Annotated in this window: 30 protein-coding genes; all 30 read right to left on the bottom strand. The window is 66.1% G+C overall.

Features of this window, described 5'->3' with window-relative positions; translation table 11 throughout:
- Positions 1 to 20: 20 nt before the first annotated feature.
- Positions 21 to 401, bottom strand: coding sequence for a 30S ribosomal protein S13 (gene rpsM, locus OG607_RS17810; protein WP_329313597.1), 381 nt, complete (start codon positions 399 to 401; stop codon positions 21 to 23).
- 172 nt (positions 402 to 573) lie between these two features.
- Complete coding sequence (gene rpmJ / locus OG607_RS17815) at positions 574 to 687, bottom strand: 50S ribosomal protein L36 (protein WP_003956441.1); 114 nt, start codon at positions 685 to 687, stop codon at positions 574 to 576.
- A gap of 41 nt (positions 688 to 728) precedes the next feature.
- Positions 729 to 950, bottom strand: a complete 222-nt coding sequence (infA, locus tag OG607_RS17820; RefSeq protein ID WP_003956442.1) for a translation initiation factor IF-1 — start codon at positions 948 to 950, stop codon at positions 729 to 731.
- A 492-nt stretch (positions 951 to 1,442) separates the two neighbouring features.
- Positions 1,443 to 2,279 carry a type I methionyl aminopeptidase gene (gene map / locus OG607_RS17825; RefSeq protein ID WP_405724158.1) on the bottom strand — a complete coding sequence of 279 codons (837 nt, stop codon included), beginning with the start codon at positions 2,277 to 2,279 and terminating at the stop codon, positions 1,443 to 1,445.
- 187 nt (positions 2,280 to 2,466) lie between these two features.
- The gene (locus tag OG607_RS17830; RefSeq protein ID WP_405724159.1) at positions 2,467 to 3,135 is read right to left on the bottom strand and encodes an adenylate kinase; all 669 of its coding nucleotides are present in this window, start codon (positions 3,133 to 3,135) and stop codon (positions 2,467 to 2,469) included.
- Positions 3,135 to 4,448: a preprotein translocase subunit SecY gene (secY, locus tag OG607_RS17835; protein ID WP_405724160.1), complete on the bottom strand. Its 1,314-nt coding sequence runs from the start codon at positions 4,446 to 4,448 to the stop codon at positions 3,135 to 3,137. The genes OG607_RS17830 and secY overlap by 1 nt, the downstream gene beginning before the upstream one ends.
- Positions 4,449 to 4,650: 202 nt before the next feature.
- On the bottom strand, positions 4,651 to 5,103 hold the full coding sequence (rplO, locus tag OG607_RS17840; RefSeq protein ID WP_405724161.1) for a 50S ribosomal protein L15: 453 nt from the start codon (positions 5,101 to 5,103) through the stop codon (positions 4,651 to 4,653).
- A gap of 1 nt (position 5,104) precedes the next feature.
- Entirely contained in the window at positions 5,105 to 5,287 is a 183-nt protein-coding gene (rpmD, locus tag OG607_RS17845; protein ID WP_030890715.1) for a 50S ribosomal protein L30, read from the bottom strand.
- The gene (gene rpsE, locus OG607_RS17850; RefSeq protein WP_127356376.1) at positions 5,287 to 5,892 is read right to left on the bottom strand and encodes a 30S ribosomal protein S5; all 606 of its coding nucleotides are present in this window, start codon (positions 5,890 to 5,892) and stop codon (positions 5,287 to 5,289) included. Before rpsE ends, rpmD begins: the two co-directional genes overlap by 1 nt.
- Before the next feature lie 43 nt (positions 5,893 to 5,935).
- The gene (gene rplR, locus OG607_RS17855) at positions 5,936 to 6,319 is read right to left on the bottom strand and encodes a 50S ribosomal protein L18 (RefSeq protein ID WP_329313609.1); all 384 of its coding nucleotides are present in this window, start codon (positions 6,317 to 6,319) and stop codon (positions 5,936 to 5,938) included.
- Between the two features lie 3 nt (positions 6,320 to 6,322).
- Positions 6,323 to 6,862, bottom strand: a complete 540-nt coding sequence (gene rplF / locus OG607_RS17860; protein WP_329313611.1) for a 50S ribosomal protein L6 — start codon at positions 6,860 to 6,862, stop codon at positions 6,323 to 6,325.
- Between the two features lie 22 nt (positions 6,863 to 6,884).
- The gene (rpsH, locus tag OG607_RS17865; protein WP_405724162.1) at positions 6,885 to 7,283 is read right to left on the bottom strand and encodes a 30S ribosomal protein S8; all 399 of its coding nucleotides are present in this window, start codon (positions 7,281 to 7,283) and stop codon (positions 6,885 to 6,887) included.
- A gap of 212 nt (positions 7,284 to 7,495) precedes the next feature.
- Positions 7,496 to 7,681 (bottom strand): type Z 30S ribosomal protein S14, encoded by a 186-nt coding sequence (locus tag OG607_RS17870; protein ID WP_073492416.1) that lies wholly within the window; start codon positions 7,679 to 7,681, stop codon positions 7,496 to 7,498.
- 3 nt (positions 7,682 to 7,684) lie between these two features.
- Positions 7,685 to 8,242, bottom strand: coding sequence for a 50S ribosomal protein L5 (rplE, locus tag OG607_RS17875; RefSeq protein ID WP_329313614.1), 558 nt, complete (start codon positions 8,240 to 8,242; stop codon positions 7,685 to 7,687).
- Complete coding sequence (rplX, locus tag OG607_RS17880) at positions 8,242 to 8,565, bottom strand: 50S ribosomal protein L24 (protein WP_405724163.1); 324 nt, start codon at positions 8,563 to 8,565, stop codon at positions 8,242 to 8,244. Before rplX ends, rplE begins: the two co-directional genes overlap by 1 nt.
- A gap of 3 nt (positions 8,566 to 8,568) precedes the next feature.
- Complete coding sequence (gene rplN, locus OG607_RS17885; protein WP_073492414.1) at positions 8,569 to 8,937, bottom strand: 50S ribosomal protein L14; 369 nt, start codon at positions 8,935 to 8,937, stop codon at positions 8,569 to 8,571.
- A 98-nt stretch (positions 8,938 to 9,035) separates the two neighbouring features.
- A complete protein-coding gene (rpsQ, locus tag OG607_RS17890) occupies positions 9,036 to 9,320 on the bottom strand; it encodes a 30S ribosomal protein S17 (RefSeq protein WP_329313619.1) in 285 nt (94 codons plus the stop codon).
- Positions 9,320 to 9,544 carry a 50S ribosomal protein L29 gene (gene rpmC / locus OG607_RS17895; protein ID WP_127356383.1) on the bottom strand — a complete coding sequence of 75 codons (225 nt, stop codon included), beginning with the start codon at positions 9,542 to 9,544 and terminating at the stop codon, positions 9,320 to 9,322. The genes rpsQ and rpmC overlap by 1 nt, the downstream gene beginning before the upstream one ends.
- Positions 9,544 to 9,963, bottom strand: coding sequence for a 50S ribosomal protein L16 (gene rplP, locus OG607_RS17900; protein ID WP_329313622.1), 420 nt, complete (start codon positions 9,961 to 9,963; stop codon positions 9,544 to 9,546). The genes rpmC and rplP overlap by 1 nt, the downstream gene beginning before the upstream one ends.
- A 6-nt stretch (positions 9,964 to 9,969) precedes the next feature.
- The gene (gene rpsC, locus OG607_RS17905; protein ID WP_329313624.1) at positions 9,970 to 10,806 is read right to left on the bottom strand and encodes a 30S ribosomal protein S3; all 837 of its coding nucleotides are present in this window, start codon (positions 10,804 to 10,806) and stop codon (positions 9,970 to 9,972) included.
- Complete coding sequence (gene rplV / locus OG607_RS17910) at positions 10,806 to 11,153, bottom strand: 50S ribosomal protein L22 (protein ID WP_127356416.1); 348 nt, start codon at positions 11,151 to 11,153, stop codon at positions 10,806 to 10,808. Before rplV ends, rpsC begins: the two co-directional genes overlap by 1 nt.
- Before the next feature lie 45 nt (positions 11,154 to 11,198).
- Complete coding sequence (rpsS, locus tag OG607_RS17915; RefSeq protein ID WP_030351437.1) at positions 11,199 to 11,480, bottom strand: 30S ribosomal protein S19; 282 nt, start codon at positions 11,478 to 11,480, stop codon at positions 11,199 to 11,201.
- 12 nt (positions 11,481 to 11,492) lie between these two features.
- Entirely contained in the window at positions 11,493 to 12,329 is an 837-nt protein-coding gene (gene rplB, locus OG607_RS17920) for a 50S ribosomal protein L2 (RefSeq protein WP_329313626.1), read from the bottom strand.
- Between the two features lie 39 nt (positions 12,330 to 12,368).
- Positions 12,369 to 12,695 (bottom strand): 50S ribosomal protein L23, encoded by a 327-nt coding sequence (rplW, locus tag OG607_RS17925; RefSeq protein ID WP_329313628.1) that lies wholly within the window; start codon positions 12,693 to 12,695, stop codon positions 12,369 to 12,371.
- Positions 12,695 to 13,354 (bottom strand): 50S ribosomal protein L4, encoded by a 660-nt coding sequence (gene rplD, locus OG607_RS17930; protein ID WP_405724164.1) that lies wholly within the window; start codon positions 13,352 to 13,354, stop codon positions 12,695 to 12,697. The genes rplW and rplD overlap by 1 nt, the downstream gene beginning before the upstream one ends.
- Before the next feature lie 4 nt (positions 13,355 to 13,358).
- Positions 13,359 to 14,003: a 50S ribosomal protein L3 gene (rplC, locus tag OG607_RS17935; RefSeq protein ID WP_405724165.1), complete on the bottom strand. Its 645-nt coding sequence runs from the start codon at positions 14,001 to 14,003 to the stop codon at positions 13,359 to 13,361.
- 14 nt (positions 14,004 to 14,017) lie between these two features.
- On the bottom strand, positions 14,018 to 14,326 hold the full coding sequence (gene rpsJ / locus OG607_RS17940) for a 30S ribosomal protein S10 (protein WP_014144312.1): 309 nt from the start codon (positions 14,324 to 14,326) through the stop codon (positions 14,018 to 14,020).
- 629 nt (positions 14,327 to 14,955) lie between these two features.
- Entirely contained in the window at positions 14,956 to 16,149 is a 1,194-nt protein-coding gene (tuf, locus tag OG607_RS17945; protein ID WP_405724166.1) for an elongation factor Tu, read from the bottom strand.
- A 173-nt stretch (positions 16,150 to 16,322) separates the two neighbouring features.
- Positions 16,323 to 18,452 carry an elongation factor G gene (fusA, locus tag OG607_RS17950; RefSeq protein ID WP_405724167.1) on the bottom strand — a complete coding sequence of 710 codons (2,130 nt, stop codon included), beginning with the start codon at positions 18,450 to 18,452 and terminating at the stop codon, positions 16,323 to 16,325.
- Between the two features lie 38 nt (positions 18,453 to 18,490).
- A complete protein-coding gene (gene rpsG / locus OG607_RS17955) occupies positions 18,491 to 18,961 on the bottom strand; it encodes a 30S ribosomal protein S7 (protein WP_405724168.1) in 471 nt (156 codons plus the stop codon).
- Positions 18,962 to 18,963: the final 2 nt, after the last annotated feature.

An 18,963-nucleotide genomic window follows, 5' to 3' on the forward strand; every position in this document is an offset into this window, starting at 1 on the left:
GATGAGCGTCCGGCTGAGGACTACTTCTTGCCCGGCTTCTTCTTACCGGCGATGGCGCGACGCGGGCCCTTGCGGGTGCGGGCGTTGGTGTGGGTCCGCTGACCGTGCACCGGCAGGCCGCGACGGTGGCGCAGACCCTGGTAGCAGCCGATCTCGACCTTGCGGCGGATGTCCGCCTGGATCTCGCGACGGAGGTCACCCTCGGTCTTGAAATTGGCGTCCACGTACTCGCGGAGCTTGACGAGGTCTTCCTCGGCAAGGTCGCGAACACGCGTGTCCGGGTTCACACCGGTGTTCTTCAGGGTCTCCTGCGCACGGGTGAGCCCGATGCCGAAGACGTAGGTGAGGGCGATCTCCACGCGCTTCTCGCGCGGGAGGTCAACGCCTGCAAGGCGTGCCATTCATGGCTCCTGTTGATTCGGAGGTTTTCCGCAGCACCGCTCCCGGGACCTTCCCCGGGTCCCCGGCCTCCGCCGGGGGTGTCGTCCCCTTCGTTGTGCGAGGACGGGTGACTGCGTATGTACGTTTTGTGCGTCGCGCGAAGAACTGCGAGGTGGTGCAGGTGGTCGTACGTCAGCCCTGGCGCTGCTTGTGGCGCAGGTTGTCGCAGATGACCATGACCCGACCGTGGCGGCGGATCACCTTGCACTTGTCGCAGATCTTCTTGACGCTCGGCTTGACCTTCATGGGATTCAGGTTCTCCGGGTCGTGAGATCTACTACTAGGTACTACTTGTAGCGGTAGACGATCCGTCCGCGCGTCAGGTCGTACGGAGACAGCTCCACGACGACCCGGTCATCCGGGAGGATGCGGATGTAGTGCATACGCATCTTGCCGCTGATGTGCGCGAGGACCTTGTGACCGTTCTGAAGCTCCACCTTGAACATTGCGTTCGGCAGAGACTCGATCACGGTGCCCTCGATTTCGATGGCGCCTTGCTTCTTGGCCATGTCCTGCTTTCGGGATCGGCTACCTTGATCGGCCCGCGACACGCCAAAAGCATGCGAGAGCCGACGTGTCAGTCTACGTCAGCCCATCCTGAAAGACGAATCCGTGCCCATGAGCATGCCCCCCGAGCGTGATCGTTAAGCCAGCACATCCGGCTTAGGCCAGCGGGTCCGGCGCCGCCGTCACGCCGTACTCGGCGAGCTTCGCCTTGCCGCCGAAGACTCCTCTTCACGCCGCCCTCGCGGGCGCTTCGCTGGCTTCGAGCGGCTGCGCCGGCCTCCGACCGGCGACCCGGGCTTGAGCCACACCCACGTAAGCCCCAGCGCTACGCCAGCGGATCCGGCGCCGCCGTCACGCCGTACTCGGCCAGCTTCGCCTTGCCGCCGAAGACTCCTCTTCACGCCGCCCTCGCGGGCGCTTCGCTGGCTTCGAGCGGCTGCGCCGGCCTCCGACCGGCGACCCGGGCTTGAGCCACACCCACGTAAGCCCCAGCGCTACGCCAGCGGATCCGGCGCCGCCGTCACGCCGTACTCGGCCAGCTTCGCCTTGCCACCGTCCACGGCGGTCAGGACGAGCGGTCCGTCCTCCGTCAGGGCGATGGAGTGCTCCCAGTGAGAGGACCAGGTCCCGTCGTTCGTCTTGACGGTCCACTCGTCCTCAAGGACGTGCGTCAGCGGTGTGCCGAGGCTCACCATCGGCTCGATGGCCAGGCAGACACCGGGCACCAGCTTGATGCCGCGCCCGCGCTTGCGGTTGACGTAGTTCAGGAGGTGGGGGTCCATGTGCATCTCGGTGCCGATGCCGTGGCCGCCGTACTCCTCGATGATGCCGTACTTGCCGCCGCCGGGCTTGGGCTGGCGGCGGATGTAGGCCTCGATGGCGCGGGAGATGTCGACAAGACGGTCGCCCTTGCGGAAAGCGGCGATGCCGGCCCACATGGACTCCTCGGTGACGCGGCTGAGCTCGACCAGCTCCGGCGCGTGACCGGTGCCCACGAAGGCGGTGTACGCGGCGTCGCCGTGCCAGCCGTCGACGACGGCGCCGCAGTCGATGGAGATGATGTCGCCGTCCTTGAGGACGGTCGCCGTGTCGGGGATGCCGTGGACGACGACGTCGTTGACCGAGGTGCAGATGGTCGCGGGGAAGCCGCCGTAGCCGAGGAAGTTCGACTTGGCGCCGTGGTCGGCGAGGACCTTGCGGGCCGCGTCGTCCAGGTCCTTGGTGGTGGCGCCGGGGACGGCCACCTCGCGGGTCACCTCATGGATGGCCGCGACGACAAGACCCGCCGCCCGCATCTTCGCGATCTGCTCGGGGTTCTTGATCTCGACCATCGGGCTCTTGCCTCTCCGCTTCCGGGTCAACGTCTCTGTTAATTCTGCCGCAACCATCAATTGAGGCACCCCGACGGTGAGCAACCACGGCCGCGAGAGCGGCGGCGGTTAGCCGCAGGAAGGGGTACGGCCGCGGCGCCAAAGGGAGGCACCGCGGCCGGTTCGCACTACGTGCGCAACGTACGGATTACTTGCTGTCGTCCTTGTCGCGGTCCCGCAGCGCTTCCATCGAGCGCGCGGTGACCTCGGCCACCGGCCCCAGCGCGGAGATCGTGATCACCAGATCCTGCGACCGGTAGTAGTCGATGATCGGCTCGGTCTCGCGGTGGTAGACCTCCAGCCGCCGCCGGACCGTCTCCTCGGTGTCGTCGTCGCGCTGGTAGAGCTCGCCGCCGCACTCGTCGCAGACGCCCTCGGCCTTGGGCTTCTTGTACTCGACGTGGAAGGTGTGGCTGCTGTCCTGCCGGCAGGTACGGCGGCCGGCGATGCGCCGGACCACCTCCTCCTCCGGGACCTCCAGGTCGAGCACCGCGTCCAGCGCGATGCCCTCGTCCTTGAGGATCCGGTCGAGCGCTTCGGCCTGGGTGAGGTTGCGCGGGAAGCCGTCGAGCAGGAAGCCGTGCGAGGCGTCCGGCTGCTCCCAGCGGTCCTTGGCCATACCGATGGTGACCTCGTCCGGCACCAGGTCGCCGGCCTTCATGTAGGCCTGCGCCTGCTTGCCGAGCGGCGTCCCCTGGCTGATGTTGGCGCGGAAGAGGTCGCCCGTGGAAATGTGCGGGATCGACAGGTTCCTGGCAAGGTACGCGGCCTGCGTACCCTTGCCCGCCCCAGGGGGGCCGACGAGGACAATGCGCATCAGCGGAGGAACCCTTCGTAATTACGCTGCTGAAGCTGGCTCTCGATCTGCTTCACGGTCTCCAGACCCACACCCACGATGATCAGGATGCTCGTCCCGCCGAACGGGAAGTTCTGGTTCGCGTTGAACAGCACCAGCGCCACGGTGGGCACCAGGGCGATCAGACCCAGGTACATCGCCCCCGGCCACGTGATCCGATTGAGCACGTAGCTGAGGTACTCAGCAGTGGGTCGACCAGCCCGGATACCCGGGATGAACCCACCATACTTCTTCATGTTGTCGGCGACTTCCTCGGGGTTGAACGAGATAGCCACGTAGAAGAAGGCGAAGAAGACGATCAGCAGGAAGTACGTGGTGATGTAAATCGGGTGGTCACCCTTGACCAGGTTGTCCTTTACCCAGGTGGCCCAGCTCGCGGTGGATCCGCTGAACTGCACGACCAGCGACGGGATGTAGAGGAGCGACGAGGCGAAGATGACGGGAATCACACCCGCCTGGTTGACCTTCAAGGGGATGTAAGTGGACGTACCGCCGTAGGACCGGCGGCCGATCATGCGCTTCGCGTACTGGACCGGGATCCGGCGCTGCGCCTGCTCGACGAAGACCACGAGGCCGACCATCACCAGGCCGATGAGGATCACCGCACCGAATTCGACCCAGCCGTCCGCGATCTTGCCGGACTTCTTGATCGCCCACAGGGCGCTGGGGAAGCCGGCCGCGATGGAGACGAACATCAGGATCGACATGCCGTTGCCGATGCCGCGGTCGGTGATGAGCTCACCGAGCCACATGATGACGGCGGTGCCCGCGGTCATGGTGACGACCATGGTGATCGTGGTGAAGATCGACTGGTCCGGCACGATCAGGCTGGCGCTGGTGCAGGTGGAGAACAGGCTGCCGGAGCGGGCGGTGGCGACCAGGCCGGTGCCCTGCAGGATGGCGAGCGCGACCGTCAGATAACGCGTGTACTGCGTGATCTTCGTGGTGCCGGCCTGCCCCTCCTTCTTGAGGGCTTCCAGGCGCGGGATGACCACGGTCAGCAGCTGCAGGATGATGCTCGCCGTGATGTACGGCATGATCCCGAGCGCGAAGATGGTCAGCTGGAGCAGCGCGCCGCCACTGAACAGGTTGACCAGGCCGAAGAGCCCCTGGTTGCCGCCGACCTGCTTGATGCAGTCATTGACCACCTGGTAGTCCACGCCAGGTACCGGGATATGAGCTCCCAGCCGGTAGATCACCATGATGGCCAGCGTGAACAGCAGCTTTTTGCGCAGGTCGGGCGTCCTGAACGCCCGGGCGAACGCGGTGAGCACGGTGCCTCCTGCGACCCCCGCGCCGTGCGCGGTAGGTGACGACAACGAATGAATGGGTTAGCACGGCCCGCGAGAGCACACAGGCTTCGCGAGACTAGCAGTTCCGCCACCTTACCGGCGGGGAACCTCGGCTAGGAACGCACAACCGGGGATGCCCCACACAAAATGTGGAACATCCCCGGTTGAGGAGTCACTGTCGGGCTCAGATGAGCTCGGTGACGGTGCCGCCGGCGGCGACGATCTTCTCCTGGGCGGAGCCGGAGACGGCGTCAACCGTCACCTGCAGCGCCACGGAGACCTCGCCGGTGCCGAGCACCTTGACGAGCTGGTTCTTGCGAACCGCGCCCTTGGCGACCAGATCGGCCACCGTGACCTCTCCACCCTCGGGGTAGAGAGCGCCGAGCTTGTCCAGGTTGACGACCTGGTACTCGGTGCGGAACGGGTTCTTGAAGCCCTTGAGCTTCGGCAGGCGCATGTGGAGGGGCATCTGCCCGCCCTCGAAGCGCGCGGGAACCTGGTAACGGGCCTTGGTGCCCTTGGTGCCACGACCGGCCGTCTTGCCCTTGGACGCCTCGCCACGACCCACGCGGGTCTTGGCGGTCTTGGCGCCCGGAGCCGGACGGAGGTTGTGGATGTGCAGCGGGTTCTCACCCATGTCAGTCAACCTCCTCGACCGTGACGAGGTGGCGGACGGTCTGGACCATGCCGCGGATCTCCGGGCGGTCCTCCTTGACCACCACGTCGTTCAGGCGCTTGAGCCCGAGCGAACGCAGGGTGTCACGGTGGTTCTGCTTGCTACCGATGTAGGACTTCGTCTGCGTGACCTTGAGGCGAGCCATTACGCACCCACCCCGGCACGAGCACGCAGCAGGGCTGCGGGCGCGACGTCCTCCAGCGGCAGGCCGCGGCGGGCGGCGATCTCCTCGGGGCGCTGAAGGCCCTGAAGAGCGGCCACCGTGGCGTGCACGATGTTGATCGCGTTCGACGATCCGAGCGACTTCGACAGGATGTCGTGGACGCCTGCGCACTCGAGCACGGCACGCACCGGGCCACCGGCGATAACGCCGGTACCGGGGGAAGCCGGCTTGAGCATGACGACGCCCGCAGCCTTCTCGCCCTGGATCGGGTGAGGAATGGTGCCCTGGATACGGGGGACCTTGAAGAAGTGCTTCTTGGCCTCCTCAACACCCTTGGCGATGGCGGCCGGCACCTCCTTGGCCTTGCCGTAACCGACACCGACGGTGCCGTCACCATCGCCCACCACGACCAGCGCGGTGAAGCTGAAGCGACGACCACCCTTCACAACCTTGGCGACGCGGTTGATCGCGACAACACGCTCGACGTAAGCGGTCTTCTCGGCCTGCTGGCCGCCGTCCCGCCGGTCCTTGCGCTCTCGCCGCTCGCCGCCACCGGCACCGCTTCCGCGGCGCTGGGGTCCAGCCATTGGAATTACCTCTCCTCGTTGTTTCCGCTAGCTACGAGCGGACTCAGAACTTGAGCCCGGCTTCGCGGGCGGCGTCCGCCAGGGCGGCGATGCGCCCGGCGTACTGGTTGCCGCCACGGTCGAAGACGACAGTCTCGACGCCCTTGGCCTTCGCACGCTCGGCCACAAGCTGGCCGACCTGCTTCGCCTTGGCGCTCTTGTCGCCTTCGCCGCCGCGGATGGACGCGTCGAGGGTCGACGCCGACGCGAGCGTGTGGCCCGCGATGTCGTCGATGACCTGAGCCGTGATACCGCGGTTGGAGCGGGTAACGACCAGGCGCGGGCGCTCTTCCGTACCGGAGATCCGCTTGCGGACCCGGATGTGGCGGCGCTTGAGGGCTGCGCCCTTGTACGCCTTGCCCTTGGCGATCTTTACACCGTATGCCATGGCTTACTTACCCGCCTTTCCGACCTTGCGGCGGATGACTTCGCCCTCGTACTTGACGCCCTTGGCCTTGTACGGGTCGGGCTTCCGCAGCTTGCGGATGTTCGCGGCAACCTCGCCGACCTTCTGCTTGTCGATGCCCTCGACCGAGAACCGGGTGGGGTTCTCGACCTTGAAGGAGATGCCCTCGGGGGCCTCGACAAGGATCGGGTGGCTGTAGCCCAGGGCGAACTCCAGGTTGGAGCCCTTCGCCTGGACGCGGTAGCCGACACCGCTGATTTCGAGCTTCTTCACGTAGCCCGCGGTCACGCCGGTGATCATGTTCGCCACCAGCGTGCGGGACAGGCCGTGCAGGGCCTTGTTCAGACGCTCGTCGTTGGGGCGGGTCACCTGCAGGGTGCCGTCCTCGCCCTTGGCGATCTCGATCGGCGCGGCAACGGTGTGGGAAAGGGAGCCCTTGGGACCCTTTACCGAGACCGTCCGGCCATCGATGGTGACGTCCACGCCGGCGGGAACCGGGATGGGCAGCCGTCCAATACGCGACATTGCTGTTCCTCCTGTTCCCGGGTTACCAGACGTAGGCGAGGACTTCTCCGCCTACACCCTTCTTGGCAGCCTGCTGGCCGGTGAGGAGACCGTGGGACGTGGAGATGATCGCCACGCCCAGGCCGCCGAGCACCTTCGGCAGGTTGGTGGACTTTGCGTAGACCCGCAGACCGGGCTTGCTGATGCGCTTGATGCCGGCGATCGAGCGCTCGCGGTTCGGGCCGAACTTCAGGTCGACGGTGAGGTTCTTGCCGACCTCGGCGTCCTCGACCTTCCAGCCGGAGATGTAACCCTCCTGCTGGAGGATTTCCGCGATGTGCGACTTGATCTTGCTGAACGGCATGGTGACTTCATCGTGGTACGCGGAGTTCGCGTTCCGCAGACGCGTCAGCATGTCTGCGATCGGGTCAGTCATGGTCATGTGATGGCCTTAGGCCTCTCTCGCCGGGGTTTCCTATCTGCGCCATCCCTCTCCCCCACTCATGCTGGGGACGGGTGCGGCGCGGGGACCTACGGCGTAGTAAGACGATTCGTGGGCGGCAGGCGCCCAACCCTTCTACCTTACGGTACGAAAGGCTGGGCTCCTGCCATCCAGATGCTTACCGAGAGCCCTGGACAACCTCGAAGAGGTTGTTACCAGGAGCTCTTGGTCACGCCCGGCAGCTCGCCGCGGTGAGCCATCTCACGAAGGCACACACGGCACAGGCCGAACTTGCGGTAGACGGAGTGGGGTCGACCGCAGCGCTGGCAGCGGTTGTAGCCGCGGACCGCAAACTTGGGCTTGCGGGCGGCCTTGGCAATGAGAGCCTTCTTCGCCACGGCTCACGCCTCCTTGAACGGGAAGCCGAGGTGACGGAGAAGGGCGCGGCCCTCATCGTCGTTGGTCGCCGTGGTGACCACGGTGATGTCCATACCCCGGACGCGGTCGATCTTGTCCTGGTCGATCTCGTGGAACATGACCTGCTCCGTGAGACCGAAGGTGTAGTTGCCACGGCCGTCGAACTGCTTCGGCGACAGACCACGGAAGTCGCGGATACGCGGGAGCGCCAGCGACAGCAGACGGTCCAGGAACTCCCACATGCGGTCACCGCGCAGGGTGACGTGGCAGCCGATCGGCTGACCCTCGCGCAGCTTGAACTGCGCGATGGACTTCCGGGCCTTGGTGACGGCCGGCTTCTGGCCGGTGATCGTGGTGAGGTCGCGGATGGCGCCCTCGATCAGCTTGGAGTCGCGGGCGGCGTCGCCCACACCCATGTTGACCACGATCTTGACGAGACCGGGGGTCTGCATGACGTTCTCGTAGGAGAACTCGTCACGCAGCTTGCCCGCGATCTCCTCGCGGTAGCGCAGCTTCAGACGCGGCTGAGTGGTGGTCGTCATCAGATGTCCTCACCCGTCCGCTTGGCAACGCGGATCTTGTTGCCCTCGTCGTCGAAGCGGTAGCCGACGCGAGTCACGACCTTCTTGCCGTCCTTCTCCACGACCAGCTGGACGTTGGAGACGTGGACGGGCGCCTCGGTGGTGATGATGCCGCCGGTCTGCGAACCACGGGCGGTCTGACCGGCCTTGGTGTGCTTCTTGACCCGGTTGACACCCTCGACCAGGACACGGTTCTCGGCGGGGTAGGCCACAATGACCTTGCCCTGCTTGCCGCGGTCCTTACCGGTGATGACCTGGACCAGGTCGCCCTTCTTGATCTTCATCGGTTACAGCACCTCCGGCGCGAGAGAAACGATCTTCATGAACTTCTTCTCGCGCAGCTCGCGGCCCACCGGGCCGAAGATGCGGGTACCGCGGGGGTCGCCGTCGTTCTTGAGGATCACGGCGGCGTTCTCGTCGAAGCGGATGTACGAGCCATCCGCGCGACGGCGCTCCTTGACGGTCCGGACGATGACGGCCTTGACGACCTCGCCCTTCTTCACGTTGCCACCGGGGATCGCGTCCTTGACGGTGGCGACGATGACGTCACCGATTCCCGCGTAGCGGCGGCCCGAGCCACCGAGAACACGGATGCAAAGGATTTCCTTCGCACCGGTGTTGTCGGCGATCCGAAGCCGCGACTCCTGCTGGATCACGTCTATCTCCTGGGTTGTCGCGTCGGTTCCCGGTAGGGGCGGGTTGCCCCGCCCCTACCGAGCCTGACGGAACGGTCCTGAGGAAAAGCCCTCAGGGATTACTTGGCCTTCTCGAGGATCTCGACGATGCGCCACCGCTTGGTGGCGGAGGTCGGCCGGGTCTCCGCGAGGAGGACCCGGTCGCCGACGCCGGCAGCGTTCTGCTCGTCGTGCGCCTTGAGCTTGTTGGTGCGGCGGATGACCTTGCCGTAGAGGGCGTGCTTCACACGGTCCTCAACGGCGACCACAACGGTCTTGTCCATCTTGTCGCTGACGACAAGGCCCTCACGGGTCTTGCGGTCGCCGCGCTTGGCGTTGGTCTCAGTCACATTCTTCTCGCTCATCAGGCGCTCTCCACCGTCTCGATGCCGAGCTCACGCTCACGCATGAGGGTGTAGATCCGGGCGATGTCCTTGCGGACGATCTTCAGCCGGGTGTTGTTCTCCAGCTGGCCGGTGGCCGCCTGGAAGCGAAGGTTGAACAGCTCTTCCTTCGCCTCGCGGAGCTTGCCGAGGAGACCCTCGTCATCGAGCTCGCGCAGCTCTGCCGTCTTGGTGCCGGCCGCCATTACGACTCACCTGCCTCGCGCCGGATGACCCGGCACTTCATCGGAAGCTTGTGGGCGGCGCGGATGAGCGCCTCCTTGGCTACCTTTTCGTTCGGGAAGGACAGCTCGAACATCACCCGGCCGGGGTGGACGTTCGCGATCCACCACTCCGGAGAACCCTTACCGGAACCCATGCGGGTTTCGGCCGGCTTCTTCGTCAGCGGACGGTCCGGGTAGATGTTGATCCAGACCTTGCCACCGCGCTTGATGTGACGGGTGATGGAGATACGAGCGGACTCGATCTGCCGGTTCGTCACGTACGCGGGGGTGACGGCCTGCAGGCCGTACTCGCCGAAAGCCAGCTCCGTGCCGCCCTTCGCCATACCGCGGCGCTTGGGGTGGTGCTGCTTGCGGTGCTTGACCCTACGGGGGATCAGCATGACGGGTCAGGCCTCCGTTCCAGTGGTCTCCGGGCTCGCCGGGGCCTCAGTGGTCGCCTCGGCCTTGGGAGCCGGGGCGTCACCCTGGGGACGACGGCCACGGCCACCGCGCTCGCCACCGCGACGCTGCGGACGGTCGCCACCGGGGGCACCGGCACCGCCACGGGCGGGACGGTTGCCGGCACGGGCGGCGGCGTTCTCGGCGCGGACCTCGGCGATGCTCTTCACATTGCCCTTGTAGATCCAGACCTTCACACCGATGCGGCCGAAGGTCGTCTTGGCCTCGAAGAAGCCGTAGTCGACGTTCGCACGGAGGGTGTGCAGGGGCACACGGCCCTCGCGGTAGAACTCCGAGCGGGACATCTCGGCGCCGCCGAGGCGGCCACCGCACTGGATCTTGATGCCCTTGGCGCCGGCCTTCATCGTCGACTGCATGCTCTTACGCATGGCGCGACGGAAGGAGACGCGGGAGGACAGCTGCTCGGCGACGGCCTGGGCCACCAGCTGAGCGTCCGTCTCCGGGTTCTTGACCTCGAGGATGTTCAGCTGGACCTGCTTGCCGGTCAGCTTCTCGAGGTCGCCGCGGATACGGTCGGCCTCCGCGCCGCGACGGCCGATGACGATGCCCGGCCGGGCGGTGTGGATGTCGACGCGGACGCGGTCACGGGTGCGCTCGATCTCAACCTTCGAGATGCCGGCGCGCTCCATGCCCTGCGTCATCATCCGGCGGATGGCGACGTCTTCCTTGACGTAGTCCTTGTACAGCTTGTCGGCGTACCAACGGGACTTGAAGTCCGTGGTGATGCCGAGCCGGAACCCATGCGGGTTAACCTTCTGGCCCATTACCGGGTCCCTTCCTTGCTGGAGACGACCACGGTGATGTGGCTGGTCCGCTTGCGGATCCGGTAGGCACGGCCCTGTGCACGCGGACGGAACCGCTTCAGGGTCGGGCCCTCGTCCACGAACGCCTCGCTGATGAACAGCGACTCGGCGTCCGTGTGGTCGTAGTTGTGCGCGGCGTTGGCAATGGCGCTGTCCAGCACCTTGCCCACCGGCACGCTCGCGGCCTGCGGGGCGAAACGCAGGACCGCCTGAGCCTCCGTGGCGCTCATGCCACGGATAAGGTCCACCACGCGGCGGGCCTTCATGGGCGTGACGCGGATGTACCGCGCCTGGGCCCTGGCTTCCATGGTTGTCCCTTCGGTGTCAGTCATAGTCGTTCACACACCCCGCCGTCAGCGACGCTTCGACTTGCGGTCGTCCTTGACGTGGCCGCGGAAGGTGCGGGTCGGCGAGAACTCGCCGAGCTTGTGGCCGACCATGGACTCGGTGACGAACACCGGGACGTGGATCTTGCCGTTGTGCACCGCGATGGTGTGACCCAGCATTGCCGGGACGATCATCGAGCGACGGGACCAGGTCTTGATGACGTTCTTGGTGCCTGCCTCGTTCTGCACGTCCACCTTTTTGATCAGGTGGTCGTCGACGAAGGGCCCCTTCTTGAGACTACGCGGCATCTAAACCCGCTCCTAGCGCTTCTTGTTCGTCTTGCGGCGGCGGACGATGTACTTGCTGGACGCCTTCTTCGGCGAGCGAGTACGTCCTTCCTTCTGACCCCACGGGCTGACCGGGTGCCGGCCTCCGGAGGTCTTGCCCTCGCCACCACCGTGGGGGTGGTCGACGGGGTTCATAGCCACACCACGAACGGTCGGGCGGACGCCCTTCCAGCGCATGCGGCCGGCCTTGCCCCAGTTGATGTTCGACTGCTCGGCGTTGCCGACCTCACCGATGGTGGCGCGGCAGCGGACGTCGACCAGGCGGACCTCGCCGGACGGCATGCGCAGGTGGGCGTAAGTGCCCTCCTTCGCCAGCAGCTGGACGGAAGAGCCCGCGCTGCGGGCGATCTTCGCGCCGCCGCCGGGGCGCAGCTCGATGGCGTGGATGGTCGTACCCACCGGGATGTTGCGCAGCGGCAGGTTGTTGCCCGGCTTGATGTCGGCGCCAGGGCCGTTCTCAATCCGGTCACCCTGGCCGAGCTTGGCCGGGGCGAGGATGTAGCGCTTCTCGCCGTCTGCGTAGTGCAGCAGCGCGATGCGCGCGGTGCGGTTGGGGTCGTACTCGATGTGCGCGACCTTGGCCGGCACGCCGTCCTTGTCGTGACGACGGAAGTCGATCACGCGGTAGGCGCGCTTGTGGCCGCCACCCTGGTGACGAACGGTCACACGACCGGCGTTGTTACGGCCGCCCTTGCTGTGCAGAGGGCGGACCAGCGACTTCTCCGGCGTGGACCGCGTGATCTCGACAAAGTCGGCGACGCTGGAGCCACGACGGCCCGGGGTCGTCGGCTTGTACTTGCGGATACCCATTTCTCAGTCCTCGTCCGATTCCGGACGACTCGGACTCCGTTAGGAGACCGGGCCGCCGAAGATGTCGATTCGGTCGCCTTCAGCGAGGGTCACGATGGCGCGCTTGGTGTCCTTGCGCTTGCCGAAACCGGTCTTGGTGCGCTTGCGCTTACCCTGCCGGTTGATCGTGTTCACCCCGGTGACCTTGACCGAGAAGACCGCCTCGACGGCCTGCTTGATCTGGGTCTTGTTGCTGCCCGGCGCGACGATGAACGTGTACTTGTTCTCGTCGAGCAGCGCGTAGCTCTTCTCGGACACAACGGGCTTGACCAGTACGTCACGGGGGTCCGTGAAGGTCTTGCTCGTGATCGCGGTCGCCTCGGACATCAGGCGTCGCTCCCTTCGAGTTCTTCGGTCTCGGCAACGCCGGCACCGATGAAGCGGTCGAAGGCGTCCTTGGTGAACACGACGTCGTCGGAGACGAGCACGTCGTACGTGTTCAGCTGGCCGGCCTCCAGGATGTGCACCTGGGGCAGGTTGCGGGCGGACAGCCACGCGGCCTCGTCGGCCCGCTCGACTACCAGGAGCACGTTCTTGCGCTCGCTGATCTTGCCGATCAGGGTCTTCGCGGCCTTCGTCGAGGGCGTGGTGCCCTCGATGACGCCGGTCACGACGTGGATGCGGTTGTGGTTCGCCCGGTCGGTCAGAGCGCCCTTGAGGGCGGCCTTGACCATCTTCTTCGGGGTCCGCTGCGAGTAGTCACGCGGCTTGGGGCCGTGCACGACGCCACCGCCGACGAACTGCGGGGCGCGGGTCGAGCCCTGACGGGCGCGGCCGGTGCCCTTCTGGCGGTACGGCTTCTTGCCACCACCGCGGACCTCGCCACGACGCTTGGTGCTGTGCGTGCCCTGACGGGCGGCGGCCAGCTGCGCGACGACGACCTGGTGGATCAGCGGGATGCTGACCTTGGCCTCGAAGATCTCGGCCGGGAGCTCTACGGTCCCGGCGGTGTCGCCGGAGGGCGACAGAATGTCAATGGTGCTCATGTCCTCAGGCCCCCTTGGCCGCGGTGCGGACCAGGACGAGGCCGCCGTTCGGACCAGGAACCGCTCCCTTGATGAGGAGCAGACCCTTCTCCGCGTCAACGGCGTGGATGGTCAGGTTCTGGGTGGTGACCCGCTCGTTGCCCATGCGGCCCGCCATGCGCACGCCCTTGAACACACGACCCGGGGTGGCGCAGCCACCGATCGAGCCGGGAGAGCGGTGCTTGCGCTGCACGCCGTGACCGGCGCCGAGGCCCTTGAAGTTGTGACGCTTCATGACACCGGCGAAGCCCTTGCCCTTGCTCTTGCCCGTGACGTCGACCTTGACGCCGGACTCGAACACGGTGGCCGTGATCTCCTGGCCGAGCGTGTACTCGCTGGCGTCGGAGGTACGGATCTCCACCAGGTGGCGGCGGGGAGTCACGTCGGCCTTGGCGAAGTGGCCCTTGAGGGGCTTGTTCACCTTGCGCGGGTCGATCTCGCCGAAGGCGATCTGGACCGACTCGTAACCGTCGACGTCGTTGGTGCGGACCTGGGTGACAACGTTCGGGCCGGCCTTGACGACAGTGACCGGGACGACACGGTTGTTCTCGTCCCAGACCTGGGTCATGCCGAGCTTCTCGCCCAGGATGCCCTTGATCTGCTTTGCCATCTTCTCCGCGCCTCTCAGAGCTTGATCTCGATGTCAACGCCGGCCGGAAGGTCCAGGCGCATCAACGAGTCAACGGTCTTGGGCGTCGGGTCGAGGATGTCGATCAGGCGCTTGTGCGTGCGCATCTCGAAGTGCTCGCGCGAGTCTTTGTACTTGTGCGGCGACTTGATGACGCAGTACACGTTCTTCTCAGTGGGCAGCGGCACCGGGCCCGCAACCTGCGCACCAGTACGCGTCACCGTCTCGACGATCTTCTTCGCCGAGCTGTCGATGACCTCGTGGTCGTAGGCCTTGAGCCGGATGCGGATCTTCTGTCCCGCCATGGCTTCCTCGTAGTCCTGTCTCTCGTAACGCTCCGGCACCTGCTGGGATCGGCTAGCTCGACCCGTCTTCTCCGACCCACGCGGTCGGGCGTGTCGCTCCCCCTCCCTTAAATCTCCGCATGGCGAAGACCCTCAGGGAGGGATTGCGTGGGAGAAGACACCCACCAGATGCCTGGCCTGCACCGCGCTGACGCTTCCCGGAAGATTCCCGTACGTCCGCCTCATTGCTGCCCGAAGGCAGATAAGACGACGAGTACCGTGGGACTCGCTTCCGGTCCTCCCGACGGGAGGCGCGCAACATCGGCGCTCGACCGAGCAACTTGGACAGTGTGCCATACCGGGCGGGCCGGGCGCCAATCGGGCGCAGTACCTTACCCCCGGGGGGTGACCTGTCAAACCGGAGCGCGCCACTTGGTCTCTGACGCCGCGTGATCCACCACGCAGGGTCACCGATCAGCCGCATCATGCGCACTCCTCGTAGCACCGGCCGGACGCGCCTCGCGGGCCGCTACGGGCCGCTGCGAGCTGCTGCGGGCTGGACGGCACCACCATCGCCCCTGGAACGCCGAGGGCCCCGTCCCGCCGCCGAAGCGGTGGGACGGGGCCCTCGGACCAGCGAGATCGCTAGATCACTTGGTGATCTTGACGACCTGGCCGGCGCCGACCGTGCGGCCACCCTCGCGGATGGCGAACTTCAGGCCCTCTTCCATGGCGATCGGCTGGATCAGCGCGACCGTCATGGAGGTGTTGTCGCCCGGCATGACCATCTCGGTGCCCTCGGGGAGGGTAACGACGCCGGTCACGTCCGTGGTACGGAAGTAGAACTGCGGGCGGTAGTTGTTGAAGAACGGGGTGTGACGGCCACCCTCGTCCTTCGACAGGATGTAGGCCTGGGCCTCGAACTCGGTGTGCGGCGTGACCGTACCGGGCTTGATGATGACCTGGCCGCGCTCGACGTCCTCGCGCTTGATGCCACGGAGGAGCAGACCGACGTTCTCGCCCGCCTGGCCCTCGTCGAGCAGCTTGCGGAACATCTCGATGCCGGTGACCGTGGTGGTGGTCTTGGTCTCCTTGATGCCGATGATGTCGACAGTCTCGTTGACCTTGAGCACGCCACGCTCGATACGACCGGTGACGACGGTGCCACGACCGGTGATCGTGAAGACGTCCTCGATCGGCATCAGGAACGGCTTCTCGACGTCACGCGCGGGGGTCGGGATCGCCTCGTCCACCGCGGACATGAGGCCGAGGAGCTTCTCGCTCCACTCCGGGTCGCCCTCGAGCGCCTTGAGCGCGGAGACGCGCACGACCGGAAGGTCGTCGCCCGGGAACTCGTACTCGGAGAGCAGCTCACGGACCTCGAGCTCGACGAGCTCCAGGATCTCCTCGTCGTCCACCATGTCGGCCTTGTTCAGCGCGACAACGATGTACGGCACGCCGACCTGGCGGGCCAGGAGCACGTGCTCCTTGGTCTGCGGCATCGGGCCGTCGGTGGCCGCGACCACGAGGATGGCGCCGTCCATCTGCGCCGCACCCGTGATCATGTTCTTGATGTAGTCAGCGTGACCCGGGCAGTCGACGTGCGCGTAGTGACGCGACTCCGTCTGGTACTCGACGTGCGCGATCGAGATGGTGATACCGCGCTGGCGCTCCTCGGGAGCCTTGTCGATCTGGTCGAAGGCCGAGGCCTCGTTCAGGTCCGGGTACGCGTCATGCAGCACCTTGGTAATGGCGGCCGTGAGGGTCGTCTTACCGTGGTCGATGTGACCGATGGTGCCGATGTTGACGTGCGGCTTAGTCCGCTCGAACTTCGCCTTCGCCACTGGGGTCCTCCTGTGGAGTGGTTCTGTACGCCTTGCTTCATCGGCGCCAGGTGATCTTTGCTGGGGGTGCGGGCGACCGGGGCACATCCGCCGCCACCCGAAGTGGATTGCGGCGGAATGCCCCGTTGCCTGCCGTCAAGCCTAAGGCTTGCGTGGAGCTCCGGGGTCCGGAGCTACTCGCCCTTGGCCTTCGCGATGATCTCCTCGGCGACGTTCCGCGGAACCTCGGCGTAGGAGTCGAACTGCATCGAGTAGCTTGCGCGACCCGAGGTCTTGCTGCGGAGGTCGCCGACGTAGCCGAACATCTCCGAGAGGGGCACGAGGCCCTTCACGACGCGGGCGCCGCTGCGCTCCTCCATGGCCTGGATCTGGCCACGGCGGGAGTTGAGGTCGCCGATCACATCACCCATGTAGTCCTCGGGCGTGGTGACCTCGACGGCCATCATCGGCTCCAGGAGCACGGGAGACGCCTTGCGGGCACCCTCCTTGAACGCCTGCGAACCGGCGATCTTGAAGGCGAGCTCGGAGGAGTCGACCTCGTGGTAGCCACCGTCGAGAAGGGTGACGCGGACGCCCACCATCTCGTAGCCGGCCAGGATGCCGAACTTCATGGCCTCCTGAGCACCGGCGTCCACCGACGGGATGTACTCGCGGGGGATGCGGCCACCGGTGACCTTGTTGACGAACTCGTAGTTCGCGTCGCCACCCTCGAGCGGCTCGAGCATGATCTGCACCTTGGCGAACTGACCGGTACCACCGGTCTGCTTCTTGTGGGTGTAGTCAATGCGCTCGACCGTCTTGCGGATGGTCTCGCGGTACGCGACCTGCGGCTTGCCGACGTTGGCCTCGACGCGGAACTCGCGCTTCATCCGGTCGACGAGCACTTCGAGGTGAAGCTCGCCCATACCACCGATGATGGTCTGGCCGGTCTCCTCGTCCGAGTGAACCTGGAAGGAGGGGTCCTCCTCGCCGAGACGCTGGATGGCGACACCCAGCTTCTCCTGGTCACCCTTGGACTTGGGCTCGATCGCGACCTGGATGACCGGCGCCGGGAAGTCCATGGACTCCAGGATCACCGGGCTCTTGTCGTCGCACAGCGTCTCACCGGTGGTGGTCTGCTTCAGGCCCATGACGGCGATGATGTCGCCGGCGCCCACCGAGGGGATCTCCTCACGCTTGTTCGCGTGCATGCGGTAGATCTTGCCGATGCGCTCCTTGCGCCCCTTGACGGAGTTCAGCACCGCTGAACCCGCCTCCAGGCGCCCGGAGTAGACCCGGACGAAGGTGAGCTTGCCCAGGTGCGGGTCGCTCATGATCTTGAACGCCAGGCCGGAGAACGGCTCGTCGTCCGAGGGCCGGCGCTTGATGACCTCGTTGGGGTCGCTGACCGAGTGGCCCTCGATCGCCTCGACGTCCAGCGGCGACGGCAGGTACCGCACGACCGCGTCGAGCAGGGGCTGAACGCCCTTGTTCTTGAACGCGGTGCCGCAGAACACCGGGGTGACGGTGACGGAGTCCTTGGTGCCCTTGGACGCCAGGGTGATGCGGCGGATGGCCGCCATCAGCTGCTCCTGGGTGGGCTCCTCGCCCTCCAGGTACAGCTCCATCATCTCGTCGTCGTTCTCGGCGACGGCTTCGAGCAGCTTGCCGCGCCACTCGTCGGCCGCCTCGGTGTGCGTGGCCGGGATGTCGACGACGTCGTACATCTCGCCCTTGGTGGCCTCGGCGGACCACACGAGGGCCTTCATCTGGACGAGGTCGACCACGCCCTTGAAGTCGGCCTCGGCGCCGATCGGCAGCTGCATGACCAGCGGAACCGCACCGAGGCGGTCCACGATCATGTCGACGCAGCGGTGGAACTCGGCGCCGGTGCGGTCCAGCTTGTTGACGAAGCAGATACGCGGCACGCCGTAGCGGTCCGCCTGACGCCAGACGGTCTCGGACTGCGGCTCGACGCCGGCCACACCGTCGAACACGGTGACGGCGCCGTCGAGGACGCGGAGCGAACGCTCCACCTCGACGGTGAAGTCGACGTGACCGGGGGTGTCGATGATGTTGATCGTGTGATCAACACCCTCGAGCGGCCAGTGACAGGTCGTCGCGGCCGACGTGATGGTGATGCCGCGCTCCTGCTCCTGCTCCATCCAGTCCATGGTGGCTGCGCCATCGTGGACCTCACCGATCTTGTAGCTCACACCGGTGTAGAACAGGATCCGCTCGGTGGTCGTCGTCTTGCCCGCGTCGATGTGGGCCATGATCCCAATGTTGCGGACCTTGGCCAGGTCAAGCGAAGTGGTGGCCATAAGGCTCAGTCTTCTCTCGGTCTCGATGTGGGTGCTGACTACCAGCGGTAGTGCGCGAAGGCCTTGTTGGACTCGGCCATCTTGTGGGTGTCCTCGCGACGCTTGACGGAGGCGCCGAGACCGTTGCTGGCGTCCAGCAGCTCGTTCATCAGACGCTCGGTCATGGTCTTCTCGCGGCGGGCGCGGGAGTAACCCACGAGCCAGCGCAGCGCGAGGGTGGACTGACGACCCGGGCGCACCTCGACGGGCACCTGGTAGGTCGCGCCACCGACACGGCGGGACTTGACCTCAATGGCCGGCTTGACGTTCTCAAGAGCGCGCTTCAGCGTGACGACCGGGTCGTTGCCGGTCTTCTCGCGAACGCCCTCGAGGGCGCCGTACACGATGCGCTCAGCGGTGGAGCGCTTGCCGTGCAGGAGGATCTTGTTGACGAGCGAGGTCACCAGAGGAGAACCGTAAACCGGGTCGATGATGACCGGGCGCTTCGGGGCGGGGCCCTTACGAGGCATTC

Source organism: Streptomyces sp. NBC_01537, from assembly GCF_045040445.1.
Classification (GTDB): Bacteria; Actinomycetota; Actinomycetes; order Streptomycetales; family Streptomycetaceae; genus Actinacidiphila.

Bases quoted from the DNA above. Each gene is read 5' to 3' on its own strand.
- rpsQ (WP_329313619.1), bottom strand. From the start codon at position 9,320: ATGAGCGAGAAGAATGTGACTGAGACCAACGCCAAGCGCGGCGACCGC.
- rpsJ (WP_014144312.1), bottom strand. From the start codon at position 14,326: ATGGCGGGACAGAAGATCCGCATCCGGCTCAAGGCCTACGACCACGAG.
- rplC (WP_405724165.1), bottom strand. From the start codon at position 14,003: ATGGCAAAGCAGATCAAGGGCATCCTGGGCGAGAAGCTCGGCATGACC.
- rplF (WP_329313611.1), bottom strand. From the start codon at position 6,862: ATGTCGCGTATTGGACGGCTGCCCATCCCGGTTCCCGCCGGCGTGGAC.
- rpsC (WP_329313624.1), bottom strand. From the start codon at position 10,806: ATGGGCCAGAAGGTTAACCCGCATGGGTTCCGGCTCGGCATCACCACG.
- rpmJ (WP_003956441.1), bottom strand. From the start codon at position 687: ATGAAGGTCAAGCCGAGCGTCAAGAAGATCTGCGACAAGTGCAAGGTG.
- rpmD (WP_030890715.1), bottom strand. From the start codon at position 5,287: ATGGCTCGCCTCAAGGTCACGCAGACGAAGTCCTACATCGGTAGCAAG.
- rpsS (WP_030351437.1), bottom strand. From the start codon at position 11,480: ATGCCGCGTAGTCTCAAGAAGGGGCCCTTCGTCGACGACCACCTGATC.
- rplW (WP_329313628.1), bottom strand. From the start codon at position 12,695: ATGTCCGAGGCGACCGCGATCACGAGCAAGACCTTCACGGACCCCCGT.
- rplP (WP_329313622.1), bottom strand. From the start codon at position 9,963: ATGCTGATCCCCCGTAGGGTCAAGCACCGCAAGCAGCACCACCCCAAG.
- rpsH (WP_405724162.1), bottom strand. From the start codon at position 7,283: ATGACCATGACTGACCCGATCGCAGACATGCTGACGCGTCTGCGGAAC.
- rplB (WP_329313626.1), bottom strand. From the start codon at position 12,329: ATGGGTATCCGCAAGTACAAGCCGACGACCCCGGGCCGTCGTGGCTCC.
- infA (WP_003956442.1), bottom strand. From the start codon at position 950: ATGGCCAAGAAGCAAGGCGCCATCGAAATCGAGGGCACCGTGATCGAG.
- rpsE (WP_127356376.1), bottom strand. From the start codon at position 5,892: ATGGCTGGACCCCAGCGCCGCGGAAGCGGTGCCGGTGGCGGCGAGCGG.
- rplV (WP_127356416.1), bottom strand. From the start codon at position 11,153: ATGGAAGCCAGGGCCCAGGCGCGGTACATCCGCGTCACGCCCATGAAG.
- rpmC (WP_127356383.1), bottom strand. From the start codon at position 9,544: ATGGCGGCCGGCACCAAGACGGCAGAGCTGCGCGAGCTCGATGACGAG.
- rplD (WP_405724164.1), bottom strand. From the start codon at position 13,354: ATGAGCACCATTGACATTCTGTCGCCCTCCGGCGACACCGCCGGGACC.
- rpsG (WP_405724168.1), bottom strand. From the start codon at position 18,961: ATGCCTCGTAAGGGCCCCGCCCCGAAGCGCCCGGTCATCATCGACCCG.
- rplX (WP_405724163.1), bottom strand. From the start codon at position 8,565: ATGAAGATCAAGAAGGGCGACCTGGTCCAGGTCATCACCGGTAAGGAC.
- rplE (WP_329313614.1), bottom strand. From the start codon at position 8,242: ATGACGACCACCACTCAGCCGCGTCTGAAGCTGCGCTACCGCGAGGAG.
- rpsM (WP_329313597.1), bottom strand. From the start codon at position 401: ATGGCACGCCTTGCAGGCGTTGACCTCCCGCGCGAGAAGCGCGTGGAG.
- rplR (WP_329313609.1), bottom strand. From the start codon at position 6,319: ATGGCATACGGTGTAAAGATCGCCAAGGGCAAGGCGTACAAGGGCGCA.
- rplO (WP_405724161.1), bottom strand. From the start codon at position 5,103: ATGGGTGAGAACCCGCTGCACATCCACAACCTCCGTCCGGCTCCGGGC.
- OG607_RS17830 (WP_405724159.1), bottom strand. From the start codon at position 3,135: ATGCGCATTGTCCTCGTCGGCCCCCCTGGGGCGGGCAAGGGTACGCAG.
- map (WP_405724158.1), bottom strand. From the start codon at position 2,279: ATGGTCGAGATCAAGAACCCCGAGCAGATCGCGAAGATGCGGGCGGCG.
- fusA (WP_405724167.1), bottom strand. From the start codon at position 18,452: ATGGCCACCACTTCGCTTGACCTGGCCAAGGTCCGCAACATTGGGATC.